Source organism: Methylobacterium sp. E-012, from assembly GCF_057836545.1.
On record NZ_JBYQEY010000001.1, the window covers coordinates 1579063 to 1591567 of the forward strand.

The window sequence follows — 12505 nt, forward strand, 5'->3', positions numbered from 1 at the left end:
AATTGCGATGTGTTCGACACTTACGTGCGCGAGGACACCGTACTTCGTTGTCCGCGGCAAGTCGCGACGGCCGGCGCGGTTGGCCATCGCCCCGCCCGGGTGGGCGCCGCTACGAGCCGGACGGCCGCTGCCCGCCCGATGACGCTTTCGAGGCGCGGGATGAAGCACCGGCCTTGCCCTTGCGGCGATCGAAAAAAGCGCCCCGCTTGGGTTTCTTGAACCGGATGTTCGACAGGTCGCTCGCGGGGGCGTTGCCGGATCCCGGCGACGCGCGCCGAACTTCGTCGTACAAGGGTATCGTCGATCGGGCGGTGTCGCGGTCGGCGACACACCATCGCGCCGCCGCCGCGGCACAGATCTCGACCGTGTGCAGCACCGGAATCGGCTTCGGCTTGTTGAACGCCAGAGCAATCTCCGGCGATGCGACGACGATCATGTCCACGTTCTGCGCCTCGAATTCGGACATGATCTGATTGTAGGTTTCGATTTCGAGCACCGTGCTCTCGCCGTTGTAGATTCGATTGCAGATCGAATAATCGATGTTCACCCATAGGCTCTGACTGGGCAGCACCACATCCACGCCTTCGGCGCCCGCGATCAGGTCGCGGTAATAGGCGCTGCTCATCGTCACCGAGGTTCCGATGAAACCGATCCGCTCCAGGGGCCAGCGTCGGAGCTCTTCGGCCAACGCGTCTCGAATCTGGATCACCGGCACGGCAAGATGAATCGGGTCCTGCTCGAGGGCGCAGTGAATGGTATCGCTGGCGATCATCAGGCCATCGATGCCTTCGAGAAGAAGGTTCGCGGTGGCCTCCTCGATCTGACGGGCGATCGTTGGCGGCCCCTCCGCCGAGAGGAGGCGGATGATCGTGTCCGGATCGAGACTCCACGTCACGAGGTCCGCGGCAGCGCGGTTGCCCGTCAGTTTCAGCACCTCGCGATTGAGCATCTGGTGACATCGGATCGTCGAAGACCGGCTGAGCCCGCCTAGGACGCCCAACCTCCTCACGGTGACGGTCATCGTGCGCTCCCCCCTGTTCGGCGTCATGTCGAATGGTCTGGCGTCCGAAGCGAAATCCGCTCGGATGCGCGGGTACATGTGCGGTGCATCGACGACCGGTGCGTGTCGGGTCCCGGGCGAAGCGTGACGTGCGGGTTGCGGAAGCGGTGTCGGACGCGAATGAGACCGAGGCCCGCGCTTGGAATGCTGTCGCCCCTAGCTCGACAGCTCCAAGAGCGGGACGGCGATCCGGCCTCGATTCGCGCGCAGAACCTCGGTCGTGTCGGTGTTGAAAAGCCGGGAGGCGGTCTCGGCTCCGGTATCGACGCGCGAACGACGGCCGATCGGCTCTGTCGGTGGCGATCCGCAGCGCACGGAGACGCTGCGGCATGCGCATGATGGCTGCGCGCCAAGGAATTTCAAACCCTTCATTTCTGTTTGTGTCTCAGGATTCAATATAACTCCGTCACTGTGTTGATCGCGTTGGCATGACCATTGAACACGGTGCGCGCGCCCGATGCAGTCCCGGCGCGGTCTTGTATGATTCGAGCACGATGTTCGACGAGTCTTTCTTGATCAATTCATAGTATCACATTTTTGTGATCGCATGATCGTGGTCGATACTGAAAAAATAGTTTCAGTCCGAAAATAATATCCCGGCGTTGCCATGCGCCTGGTTCGGGATGCCGGTGCCCATCCCGGAGCCGCCCGCATCGACGGATCCGAATCCGAGGCGGCAGGTCAGGGGGGCGACAACGGGGGGCCTGCGGCCCATATCGGACCGCGTCCCGGAGAGTCCTCACGATGGCCGATCAGACCGACACACGCCGCTTCATCCCCCTGGCGATCACGGTACTCACCGTGTCGGACACGCGCCGCCCGGAGGACGACCGCTCCGGCGACACGCTGGTCCAGCGGCTCACGGAGGCCGGCCACCGGCTCGCGGGCCGGGCCATCGTGCCGGACGAGATCCCGGCGATCCGCGGGCAGGTGGAGGCATGGCTGCGCGACCCGGGGGTCGACGTGGTGATCACCACCGGCGGCACCGGCTTCACCGGCCGCGACGTCACCCCGGAGGCGCTGGAGCCGCTGTTCGAGAAGCGCATGGACGGTTTCTCGGCGGTGTTCCACCGGATCTCCTACGACAAGATCGGCACCTCGACCCTGCAGTCCCGCGCCACCGCGGGGGTCGCGCGGGCGACCTACGTGTTCGTGCTGCCGGGCTCGCCGGGCGCCTGCCGGGACGCCTGGGACGGGATCCTGGCCCAGCAGCTCGACTACCGGCACCGGCCCTGCAATTTCGTGGAGATCATGCCGCGGCTCGACGAGCACCTGCGGCGGGGGGCGAGTCTTTCGGTGTGAGGCGTTGCGCCTCCGCTTCCCCCGCGGCGGCCAACGGCTTCACACATCGCCTTCTGCGCCTAGGGCGTGATTACGGCGACGGTCAAAACCTGTGCCGTCCGTAGCCCTTGCGGGGTGGGGAGATAGCCCGGCGTCTCAAAAGCCTGCTGCCGAACGCGATGCATAGATCCGCGAGCCCCCGCAGGGGGGAATCCGCGTCCTGCTTCGCGAACCGATGCGTCCGCGATCGGGAGCCGTCCGACCGACCTTCGGTCCCGGGCGGCGCCTACGCGGCATTCCCCTCCTTGCGGCGCAGGACCGAGTGCTTGCGGCCGTAGAAGAAGTAGACGACGAGCCCGATGGCCATCCAGATCACCAGCCGCAGCCACGTGTCGAGCGGCAGCCCGATCATCAGCAACAGGCAGAACAGGATGCCCAGGATCGGCACCACCGGCACGGCGGGGACCCGGAACGGGCGCTTCATGGCCCGGTCGGTCCGCCGCAGGTAGATCACCGAGCCGCAGACCAGGATGAAGGCGGCCAGCGTGCCGATGCTCACCATCTCGCCCAGGATGTCGATCGGCACCAGAGCCGCCACCAGGGCGACCGCGACCCCGATGAGCGCCTGGCTGCGGTAGGGCGTCTGGTAGGTCGGGTGGACGTGCGAGAAGGTCTTCGGCAGCAGGCCGTCCTGGGCCATGGTGAAGAAGATCCGGCTCTGGCCGTAGAGCAGCACCAGGATCACCGTGGTCAGGCCGGTGAGCGCCCCGAGCTTGATCAGGATCGAGAACCAGCCGATGCCGATCGCGTCGACGCCCTTGGCGATCGGGTCGGGGACGTTCAGGTCCTTATAGGGCACGAGGCCGGTGAGCACGGCGGCCACCAGCACGTACAGGATCGTGCAGATCGCGAGCGAGCCCAGGATGCCGATGGGCATGTCCTTCTGGGGCTTCTTCGCCTCCTGGGCGGCGGTGGAGACCGCGTCGAAGCCGATGAAGGCGAAGAACACCACGCCCGCCCCGCGCAGGATGCCGCTGTAGCCGAACTGCCCGAAGGACCCCTCGTTCGGCGGGATCAGCGGGCTCCAATGCGCCGTGTCGACATGGCCCCAGCCCAGCGCGATGAAGGCCACCACCACGGTGAGCTTCACCGCCACCATGATGTTGTTGAGGCGGGCCGATTCCTTCGTGCCGCGCATCAGCAGGAGCGTGATCAGCGCCACGATCACCACGGCCGGCAGGTTGAACAGGGCGGTGCCGCCACCCTCGATCGCGGTGCCCGGCGCGTGGGCGAGTTGGGGCGGGATCACGAGGCCCGCGTCCTTCAGGATGCTGGTGACGTAGCCCGACCAGCCCACCGCCACCGTGGCGGCACCCATGGCGTATTCCAGGATCAGGTCCCAGCCGATCAGCCAGGCGAAGAACTCCCCCAGCGTCGCGTAGGTGTAGGTGTAGCTCGACCCGGCGACCGGGATCAGCGCCGCCATCTCGGAGTAGCACAGGCCGACGAAGGTGCAGGCGATGCCGCCGAGCACGAAGGACAGCATGATCCCCGGCCCGGCATAATGCGCCGCGGCGGTGCCGGTCAGGACGAAGATGCCGGCGCCGATGATCGCCCCGATGCCCATGGCGGTGATCGAGAGGGCGCCCAGCGTCTTCGAGAGCTGCTGTTCGCCTTCGCCGCTCTCGATAATGGAATCGACGGATTTCCGCCCCATCAGGCCCGACGCATCCATCGCAGCATCCCCTTCACGGCGCAGCCGGGCAGGCCTCCCGCCAGATCCATCAGTTCAGCAAGTTTTCTGCCATCGCGCCAGGCGTTTCACGGACATTCGACGCTAAAGGACAAAGCGAATGTCGTATAAAGGCGATCAGGCCCGGTCGATACGCGCGATCAGCGGGCGGACCTTGAGCCGCTTCGCGAAGACCGGGCCGTTCCGCAGCGCCTCGCGCCGGACCACGTCGCCGGCCCTGGCCTGCCGGGCACCGGCCAGGGTCTCGAACCGGCCGACGAGGCGGCCGCGCCAGCCGGCGGCCGGGCGGTGCAGGCGACCGAGACCGATCTCCGGCCGGGCGGTGCCGACGAAACGGTCGAGGGTGCGGATCCAGCCCTCGGCCGGGACGTCCCCGGCCTCCAGGCACAGAATCCAGTCCCGGCGGGCCGCGGCGGCGCCCGCCGTGTAGGGGCTGCCGGCCGGGTGGAGGATCAGGGTCGCGCCGGTCGCCTCGGCGACGGCCGCCACCGCGTCGCTCGCCTGCCCCGCCACGATCACGGCGTCGCCGACCAGGCCGCCGGCCACGCCGGCCACCAGGACGCTGAGCGTGTCGGCAAGGCGATCGATCGCGTCCGGATCGGACGGGTTGGCCAGATAGGTCACCGCGGAGAGCATCAGCGCGCGCATAACCGATTTTGCGCTGCCGTAAACCGTTGACCCGCCGCCTCGAAGTACCGACGCGACCGAGAGACGCGCACAAGCCACGTTTGCCTTAAAAACAGGCGCTGAAACGCTCGGTGTTCACGGTATGTTTCACGTGAAACAGGGGGTTCATCATGGCGGCACCAGCGGACGCGTCCAAGTTCGGCCCCGACCGGCGACTCGACGCCAGCACGCCGCCGGAGGGCCGGCGGCGCGGACGCGGGGCGACGGCCAATCCCGCCAGCCGCTTCGAGGCGGCCCGGCGCGAGGCGTTCCGAGAGGCGGATGGGGCGGCGGCCTGGGAGGCCGACGATCCGGCGCCCCTGCGCACGGAGGTCACGCCCGAACGCTCGGCCCGGATCATCGCCCGCAACACATCGCCCGACATCCCGTTCGACCGGTCGATCAACCCGTATCGCGGCTGCGAGCACGGCTGCATCTACTGCTACGCCCGCCCGACCCATGCCTATCTCGGCCTGTCGCCGGGGCTCGATTTCGAGTCGCGGATCTTCGCCAAGCCGGAGGCCGCCCGGCTCCTCGTCCGGGAACTCGCGGCGCCGGGGTATCGTCCGGACACGATCGCCCTCGGCACGGCCACCGATCCCTATCAGCCGGTGGAGCGGGATCACCGCATCACCCGGGCGGTGCTGGAGGTCCTCCGGGACGCGCGCCATCCCGTCGCCATCACCACCAAATCCGACCTCGTGCTGCGCGACCTCGACCTCCTGGCCGAGATGGCCGCGCAGGATCTCGTCCTGGTCGCACTCTCGCTGCCGACCCTGGATCCGGCCCTCGCCCGCCGCCTCGATCCCCGGGCCCCCCGGCCCGACAAGCGGCTCGCCGCGATGGCGCGCCTGAGCGCCGCGGGGGTGCCCGTGATGGTCAATGTCTCGCCGATCATCCCGGGCCTGACCGATCACGAGATCGAGGCGATCCTCGCCCGCGCCCGGGCGCACGGCGCGAGCCGCATCGGCCATGCCCTGCTGCGGCTCCCGGGCGAAGTCGCCGACCTGATGGCCGACTGGTTCGTCGAGCATTACCCGGAGCGGAAGGACCGCGCCTTCGCGCTGCTGCGTCAGGTCCGGGGCGGCCGCGAGAACGATCCCCGCTTCGGGCACCGCTTCCGCGGGGAGGGGGCCTATGCCGAGATGCTCGGCGCGCGGGTCCGGCTCGCCGGCACCCGGCTCGGCTTCGCCTTCGGGCGGATGCCGCTGAACCGGGCGGCGTTCCGCAAGCCGGGGGCGCAGCTGGCGCTGTTCTGAGGCGTCATCCGAAGCCCCGGGTGAAGCTGAGCCGGTGGTGCGGGCTCCGGCCGAGGGTGGTCAGGCCGGCCCGGTGGACGGCGGTGCCGTAGCCGACGTTGCGCTCCCAGCCGTAGCCGGGATGGCGCGCGGCCAGGCGCCGCATCAGCGCATCGCGAAAAACCTTGGCGACGATCGAGGCGGCGGCGATCTGCGGCACCAGCCGGTCACCGCCCACGACCGCCCGGCCGGGCCAGTCGGGCAGCGCGTCCCGTCCATCGACCAGGACCGGCGCCGGGATCCCGAGGCGGGCGACCGCGCGCGCCATGGCGTCGAGGGTCGCGGCGCGGATGTTGATGCGGTCGATCAGCGCCCGGGACCCCGCGGCGACGGCGACGCGGGCCTGGGCGCGGATCAGCGGCGCCAGCCGGTCCCGCTCGGGCTCGGGCAGGCGCTTGCTGTCGTCGAGGGCTGCGAGCAGCGCCGGCGGGAGCGCCGCCGGATCGAACCAGACCGCGGCCACCACGACGGGGCCGCACAGCGCCCCGCGCCCGACCTCGTCGCAGCCGATCACCGCGGGATAGGCGGCGGCATGCAACGGATCGAACGGCCGCGCCGGGGCGCGGGGCATGCCCCGGGCGGTCGGCCTGCTGACGGGGGGCGTATCGATGGGGGGCATGGCCCCCTCCTGCCATTGCGCGCGGGCGCCGTCACCCGTCAGGCCGCGTCCCGGGTCCGCCGCTCGCCGCCATGGGCCTCGATGATATTGCCGAAGAACTGGGCCGCGCTCACGTCCCAGCCCCGGCGCAGGGCCTCGGCCCGACACTCGGCCCGGGACAGGTCGAGGGCGGCGTGCGCGGCGGCCCCCAGGTCTTGGTCCAGGACCCCCACCCGGGTGCCGCCGATCACGTCGTTCGGGCCCGGTACCGGGAAGGCCGCCACCGGCAGGCCGCAGGCCAGGGCCTCCAGGAGCACGATCCCGAACGTGTCGGTCAGGCTCGGGAACACGAACACGTCGCAGGCCGCGTAGACGGCCGAGAGCGCGGCGCCGGTGCGGGTGCCCAGGAACCGCGCGCCGGGCGCCAGCCCCTGGAGCCGTCCCCGGTCCGGCCCGTCCCCGACCACGATCTTGGTGCCGGGCAGGTCGAGATTCAGGAAGGCCGCGATGTTCTTCTCCACCGCCAGCCGGCCGACATACAGGAACAGCGGCCGCTCCAGGCCGGCGAGTTCGGCCGGCGGCGTCGCGCCGGGGGCGGCGGGGCGGAACCGCTCGGTATCGACGCCGCGGGTCCAGCGCATCAGCCGGGTGAAGCCCCGGTCGGCCAATTCGCCCTGGAGTGAGGCGGTGCTGACCATCGTGCCGCGGGCGGCCCCATGAAACCAGCGCAGATAGGCGTAGGACCACGCCTCCGGGACGGGCAGACGGGCGGCGAGGTATTCCGGAAAGCGCGTGTGGTAGCTCGTGGTGAAGGGCAGACCGTTGGCCAGGCAATGCCGCCGCACCGCGTAGCCCACGGGGCCCTCGGTGGCGATGTGGACATGGGTCGGCTGCTCCCCCCGCCAGTGCGCCGCCACCCGCTCCCGCCCGGCATGGGCGAGGCGGATCTCGGGATAGCCGGGCAGGGGCAGCGAGGGGAAATCCGCCGCCGACAGCAACGCCGTCGCGAACCCGTGCTCGGGGGCGCGGCGCACCATCTGCTCCAGGGAGCGCACCACGCCGTTGACCTGCGGATGCCAGGCGTCGCTGGCGATCAGGAGCTTCACGGTGGGCGCCCTCACGCCACCGCGCGCCGGCCGGGAACCGCCTGCGGCACGGTCTCCGCCTCACGCGCGCGCAGCAGGCTCGGATAGTGCAGCACCTCGATGCGGCCGTCGTAATGCTCCACCAGCCCGGTGCAGGATTCCACCCAGTCGCCGGTGTTGAGGTAGCGCAGGTCTCCGATCGGCCGGTCGGCCGCATGGTGGATATGGCCGCAGATCACCCCGTCGGCCCCCTGCCGCCGCGCCTCCTCGGCCAGGATCGTCTCGAACCGGCCGATGAAGCTCACCGCGTTCTTCACCCGCAGCTTCGCCCAGGCCGAGAGCGACCAGTAGGACAGGCCGAGGCGGCGCCGCACCCGGTTGATCAGCGTGTTGAGGGTCAGGGCCAGCGTGTAGGCCCCGTCCCCGAGATGGGCGAGCCAGGGCGAGTGGCGGACCACCATGTCGAACTGGTCGCCGTGGATCACGAGGTAGCGCTTCCCGTCGGCCGCCTCGTGGATCGCCGTCTCCGCGAGCTCGATCCCGCCGAAATTCGTGCCGACATAGTCGCGCAGGAACTCGTCGTGGTTGCCCGGCAGGTAGACGATGCGCGTGCCCTTGCGGACCTTGCGCAGGAGCTTCTGCACGACGTCGTTATGTTCCTGAGGCCAGTACCAGCCGGAACGCAGCTGCCAGCCGTCCACGATATCGCCCACGAGGTAGATCGTGTCGGCGTCGTAATCCTTCAGGAACGACAGCAGCAGCCCGGCTTGGCAGCCGCGCGTGCCGAGATGCAGATCGGACAGGAACAGAGTCCGGACCCGGACCGGCATCTCCTCAACCTCGGCCACGGCAATCCTCTCCCGGGGGCTGAACGATGCCGGAATCCTGACCGGGATCACGTCTCAGTTTGATGACGCGCCGGGCTGGGCGCCCCGGGCGTTCTGGTGCAGTGCGGCAAAGCTTCTCAACCGCAGATCGGCATCGCTGCGGCGCACAAAAAATTTTTTTGCCAAGTTCCGGAAGTTTTTCCGGTTTTCCTTTCGAGCGTCACCGCCTCATAATGCCAAATAACCGGCGGCTCGGCGCGAGCCACGTCGGGCATGACAGGAAGGCGGCGAGGACGGCCCTGGGGCCGTCGGACGGGACGGCATTTCGGAGGCGACCGGCACGCGGGGGCGTGTCGCGACGCGAGCGGCGTGAGGCCGCCTGCCGCTCCGCTGCGCCCCCCGATCTACGGCGGAGATGGCGTTCGGGCATGCGCGGCGGGAGCCGCGTCCGCCGGCGCCGGACCGACTCCCGAGGACGCTCGAACCACCCGGCGCGGGCCCGTGCCCGCGCGCAACGAATTTTTCGGAGGAAACATCATGGCCGCAACCCGGCGCCCCGGTCGTAACCACCTCTTCATCCCGGGTCCGACCAACATCCCGGACCGCGTGCTGCGCGCCATGCACGTGCCGTCGGAGGATCACCGCTCGCCGAGCTTCCCCGAACTGGTGAAGCCGCTCCTCCAGGATTCCAAGATCGTGTTCGGCTCGACCGCCGGGACCATCATCCTGTTCCCGTCCTCGGGCACCGGCATCTGGGAATCGGCCCTGTCCAACACCCTGTGCCGCGGCGACAAGGTGCTGACCTCGCGCTACGGCCAGTTCAGCCACCTCTGGGTCGACATGGCCCAGCGCCTCGGCCTCGACGTGGTCGTCCAGGAGGAGGAGTGGGGCACCGGCGCCGATCCGCAGAAGATCGAGGAGGCGCTCCGGGCCGACAAGGATCACGCCATCAAGGCCGTGATGGTCGTCCACAACGAGACCGCCACCGGCGTCACCAGCGACATCGCCGCGGTCCGCAAGGCGATCGACGCCGCCGGACACCCGGCGCTGCTGTTCGTGGACGGCATCTCGTCGATCGGCTCGCTGCCGTTCAAGATGGACGAGTGGAAGGTCGACTGCGCCATCGCGGGCTCGCAGAAGGGCTTCATGCTGCCGGCCGGTCTCGGCCTGATCTGCATCAGCCCCAAGGCGCTGAAGATCGCCGAGGGCGGAACCGGCCGCAACGACCGGCTCGGCCACGCCTACTTCGCCTGGAAGGACCAGCTCGCCGCCAACGCCACGGGCTACTTCCCCTACACCCCCGTCCTGCCGCTGCTCTACGGCCTGCGCGAGGCCCTGGCGATCGTGAAGGAGGAGGGGCTGGAGAACATCTACCACCGCCATCACGTGCTCGCCGAGGCGACCCGCCAGGCGGTGGCGGCCTGGGGCCTGAAGCCCTGCGCCAAGGAGCCCAAGTGGAACTCCGACACGGTCACGGCGATCGTGGTGCCGGAGGGCGCCGACGCCGCCAAGGTGATTACCCACGCCTATGACCGCTACAACCTCTCGCTGGGTGCCGGCCTGTCGAAAGTCGCCGGCAAGGTGTTCCGCATCGGCCACCTGGGCGACCTGAACGAGCTGTCGCTGCTCGGTGCCATCGCGGGCGCCGAGATGGCGATGCTCGATTGCGGCATCACGGTCACGCCGGGCTCCGGCGTCGCCGCCGCGTCCAGCTACCTGCGCGAGAATCCGCTACATAAGGCGTAAGCCGCGCACGCGATCGGGGCGGGACCGGGTTGCCGGACCCGCCCCGACGCGCAAGTAAGAACAAGACTATCGAGGAAACCGCCCGTCGTCCGAGAGGGGTCCTATGACCAAGAAGATCGTGTTCCTGGACCGTGAATCCCTCGATGCCAGGGTCCGACCGTTCGACTTCCCGCACGAATACGTCGAGCACGACTCGACCTGGACGCCGGAGGACACGGTGTCCCGCCTCCAGGGTGCCGAGATCGCGCTGATCAACAAGGTCCCGATGCGGGCCGAGACGCTGAAGCAGCTCCCCGACCTGAAGCTGATCGCGGTCGCCGCCACCGGCACCGACGTGGTCGACAAGGCCCAGGCGAAGGCTCAAGGGGTCACGGTCGTCAACATCCGCAACTACGCGTTCAACACCGTGCCGGAGCACGTGGTCGGGCTGATGTTCGCCCTGCGCCGGGCGATCGTGCCCTACGCCAACTCGGTGCGGCGGGGCGACTGGGCCAAGTCCAAGCAGTTCTGCTACTTCGACTACCCGATCTACGACATCGCCGGCTCGACGCTGGGAATCGTCGGCTACGGGGCGCTCGGCAAGTCGATCGGCAAGCGCGCCGAGGCGCTGGGCATGAAGGTGCTGGCCTACGACGTGTTCCCGCAGGACGGGCTCGTCGATTTCGAGACGATCCTCACCCAGTCCGACGTGATCACGCTGCACGTGCCGCTGACCCCCGACACCAAGGGGCTGATCGGCGCCGCCGAGCTCAAGCGGATGAAGAAGAACGCCATCCTGATCAATACGGCCCGGGGCGGGCTGGTGGACGAGGCGGCGCTTCTGGCCGCGCTCAAGGACGGCACCATCGCGGGGGCGGGCTTCGACGTGGTGGCGCAGGAGCCGCCCAAGGACGGCAACATCCTGTGCGAGGCCGACCTGCCGAACCTGATCGTCACGCCGCACGTCGCCTGGGCCAGCAAGGAGGCGATGCAGATCCTCGCCGACCAGCTCGTCGACAATGTCGAGGCGTTCGTGGCGGGCAAGCCGCAGAACGTGGTCGAGTAAGGCGGGGGTTCTCCCTCCCCCCTCTGCGGGGGAGGGTGGCCCCTGCGTCAGCAGGGGTCGGGAGAGGGGAACCCGGGTTCCGGACAGGGCGCGACCGGCACGGAGGGCATAGTCTCGTCCTGCACCGTCGCTCCCCTCTCCCGACCCCCTTCGGGGGCCACCCTCCCCCGCAATGGGGGGAGGGAGGGGCGCGGATCCCGCCCCGAACGCCAATCATGATCGGAAAGACACCACGACGGCGCCCTACAGGCGCGACGGAAAGGTCCGAGACGAAATGACAAAAAAACTGCTGTTCCTGTTCGACACCGATGCGGTCCCGAACGTGTTCGACACGGTGGTCGGTTATGACGGCGGCGCCGACCACATCGCCGGCTACGGCGGCGTGACCCCCGACAATGTCGGCGCGCTGGTCGACGGCACGATCTACACCCGGGGTGGCTCCGAGAAGAAGTCCACGGCGATCTTCGTCGGCGGCGGCAGCATGGCGGCGGGCGAGGAGCTTTTCAAAGCGGTCAAGAAGCGCTTCTTCGGCCCGTTCCGGGTCTCGGTGATGCTCGATTCCAACGGCTCGAACACCACGGCCGCCGCCGGCGTGGCGCTGGTGGCCAAGGCCGCGGGCTCGCTGCAGGGCAAGAAGGCGGTCGTGCTGGCGGGCACCGGCCCGGTCGGCATGCGCTCGGCGGCGCTGCTCGCCGGCGAGGGCGCCGAGGTGACGATCGCGGGCCGGTCGCTGGACAAGACCCAGGCTGCCGCGGACCAGATCAACACCCGCTTCAAGGTCAACGTGAAGGCCGCCGCGACCCCCGACGAGGCTTCCCGCGTCGCGCTGGTGAAGGGCACCAACCTCGTGTTCACGGCCGGCGCCATCGGCGTCGAGCTGCTGCCGGAGGCGGCTTGGGCGCAGGACCCGTCGATCGAGTTCGTGGCCGACTACAACGCCCAGCCCCCGACCGGCATCGGCGGCATCGAGGTGATGGACAAGGGCAAGGATCGCAACGGCAAGAAGGCCTTCGGCGCCCTCGGGATCGGCGGCCTGAAGCTCAAGCTGCACCGGGCCTGCGTGGGCCAGCTCTTCGAGAGCACCGAGCAGGTGCTCGATGCCGAGGAGATTTATGCGCTCGCCAAGTCGATGGCCTGAGGAGGCGG

11 protein-coding genes are annotated in these 12505 nt (G+C 69.2%); 5 read left to right on the forward strand and 6 right to left on the reverse strand.

Going from position 1 to position 12505, the window contains the following annotated elements; translation table 11 throughout:
* Positions 1-109 precede the first annotated feature (109 nt).
* Entirely contained in the window at positions 110-1021 is a 912-nt protein-coding gene (locus AC3IF1_RS07475) for an aspartate/glutamate racemase family protein (protein WP_489216919.1), read from the reverse strand.
* 783 nt (positions 1022-1804) lie between these two features.
* Between AC3IF1_RS07475 and moaB the strand changes: the two genes are divergently transcribed.
* Entirely contained in the window at positions 1805-2362 is a 558-nt protein-coding gene (gene moaB / locus AC3IF1_RS07480; protein WP_243967800.1) for a molybdenum cofactor biosynthesis protein B, read from the forward strand.
* Positions 2363-2627: 265 nt separating this feature from the next.
* Here the strand turns inward: moaB and AC3IF1_RS07485 are convergent, their stop codons facing one another.
* Both AC3IF1_RS07485 and AC3IF1_RS07490 read right to left on the reverse strand, forming a co-directional pair.
* Positions 2628-4076: an amino acid permease gene (locus tag AC3IF1_RS07485; protein WP_243967798.1), complete on the reverse strand. Its 1449-nt coding sequence runs from the start codon at positions 4074-4076 to the stop codon at positions 2628-2630.
* Between the two features lie 135 nt (positions 4077-4211).
* On the reverse strand, positions 4212-4742 hold the full coding sequence (locus AC3IF1_RS07490; protein WP_489216922.1) for a glycosyltransferase family protein: 531 nt from the start codon (positions 4740-4742) through the stop codon (positions 4212-4214).
* A 149-nt stretch (positions 4743-4891) separates the two neighbouring features.
* Here AC3IF1_RS07490 and AC3IF1_RS07495 point away from each other — a divergent pair, with 149 nt between their 5' ends.
* Positions 4892-6019, forward strand: a complete 1128-nt coding sequence (locus AC3IF1_RS07495) for a PA0069 family radical SAM protein (protein WP_489216924.1) — start codon at positions 4892-4894, stop codon at positions 6017-6019.
* 4 nt (positions 6020-6023) lie between these two features.
* On the opposite strand, the gene rnhB is transcribed toward AC3IF1_RS07495, so the two are convergent.
* The 3 genes from rnhB to AC3IF1_RS07510 all read right to left on the reverse strand — a co-directional run bounded on the left by rnhB (position 6024) and on the right by AC3IF1_RS07510 (position 8589).
* Positions 6024-6629 (reverse strand): ribonuclease HII, encoded by a 606-nt coding sequence (gene rnhB / locus AC3IF1_RS07500; RefSeq protein WP_489220345.1) that lies wholly within the window; start codon positions 6627-6629, stop codon positions 6024-6026.
* A gap of 86 nt (positions 6630-6715) precedes the next feature.
* A complete protein-coding gene (locus AC3IF1_RS07505) occupies positions 6716-7762 on the reverse strand; it encodes a glycosyltransferase family 4 protein (RefSeq protein WP_489220346.1) in 1047 nt (348 codons plus the stop codon).
* An 11-nt stretch (positions 7763-7773) separates the two neighbouring features.
* Positions 7774-8589 (reverse strand): UDP-2,3-diacylglucosamine diphosphatase, encoded by an 816-nt coding sequence (locus tag AC3IF1_RS07510; protein WP_489216926.1) that lies wholly within the window; start codon positions 8587-8589, stop codon positions 7774-7776.
* Positions 8590-9105: 516 nt separating this feature from the next.
* Between AC3IF1_RS07510 and AC3IF1_RS07515 the strand changes: the two genes are divergently transcribed.
* The 3 genes from AC3IF1_RS07515 to AC3IF1_RS07525 all read left to right on the forward strand — a co-directional run bounded on the left by AC3IF1_RS07515 (position 9106) and on the right by AC3IF1_RS07525 (position 12497).
* Positions 9106-10314 (forward strand): aminotransferase class V-fold PLP-dependent enzyme, encoded by a 1209-nt coding sequence (locus AC3IF1_RS07515; protein ID WP_243967791.1) that lies wholly within the window; start codon positions 9106-9108, stop codon positions 10312-10314.
* Between the two features lie 103 nt (positions 10315-10417).
* Positions 10418-11359 (forward strand): D-2-hydroxyacid dehydrogenase, encoded by a 942-nt coding sequence (locus tag AC3IF1_RS07520; protein ID WP_243967790.1) that lies wholly within the window; start codon positions 10418-10420, stop codon positions 11357-11359.
* 274 nt (positions 11360-11633) lie between these two features.
* Positions 11634-12497: an NADP-dependent methylenetetrahydromethanopterin/methylenetetrahydrofolate dehydrogenase gene (locus AC3IF1_RS07525; protein WP_243967789.1), complete on the forward strand. Its 864-nt coding sequence runs from the start codon at positions 11634-11636 to the stop codon at positions 12495-12497.
* Positions 12498-12505: the final 8 nt, after the last annotated feature.

Coding starts and splice junctions, on each gene's coding strand:
- AC3IF1_RS07475 (WP_489216919.1), bottom strand. CDS start 1,021: ATGACCGTCACCGTGAGGAGGTTGGGCGTCCTAGGCGGGCTCAGCCGG.
- AC3IF1_RS07485 (WP_243967798.1), bottom strand. CDS start 4,076: ATGGATGCGTCGGGCCTGATGGGGCGGAAATCCGTCGATTCCATTATC.
- rnhB (WP_489220345.1), bottom strand. CDS start 6,629: ATGCCCCGCGCCCCGGCGCGGCCGTTCGATCCGTTGCATGCCGCCGCC.
- AC3IF1_RS07525 (WP_243967789.1), top strand. CDS start 11,634: ATGACAAAAAAACTGCTGTTCCTGTTCGACACCGATGCGGTCCCGAAC.
- moaB (WP_243967800.1), top strand. CDS start 1,805: ATGGCCGATCAGACCGACACACGCCGCTTCATCCCCCTGGCGATCACG.
- AC3IF1_RS07490 (WP_489216922.1), bottom strand. CDS start 4,742: ATGCGCGCGCTGATGCTCTCCGCGGTGACCTATCTGGCCAACCCGTCC.
- AC3IF1_RS07520 (WP_243967790.1), top strand. CDS start 10,418: ATGACCAAGAAGATCGTGTTCCTGGACCGTGAATCCCTCGATGCCAGG.
- AC3IF1_RS07515 (WP_243967791.1), top strand. CDS start 9,106: ATGGCCGCAACCCGGCGCCCCGGTCGTAACCACCTCTTCATCCCGGGT.
- AC3IF1_RS07495 (WP_489216924.1), top strand. CDS start 4,892: ATGGCGGCACCAGCGGACGCGTCCAAGTTCGGCCCCGACCGGCGACTC.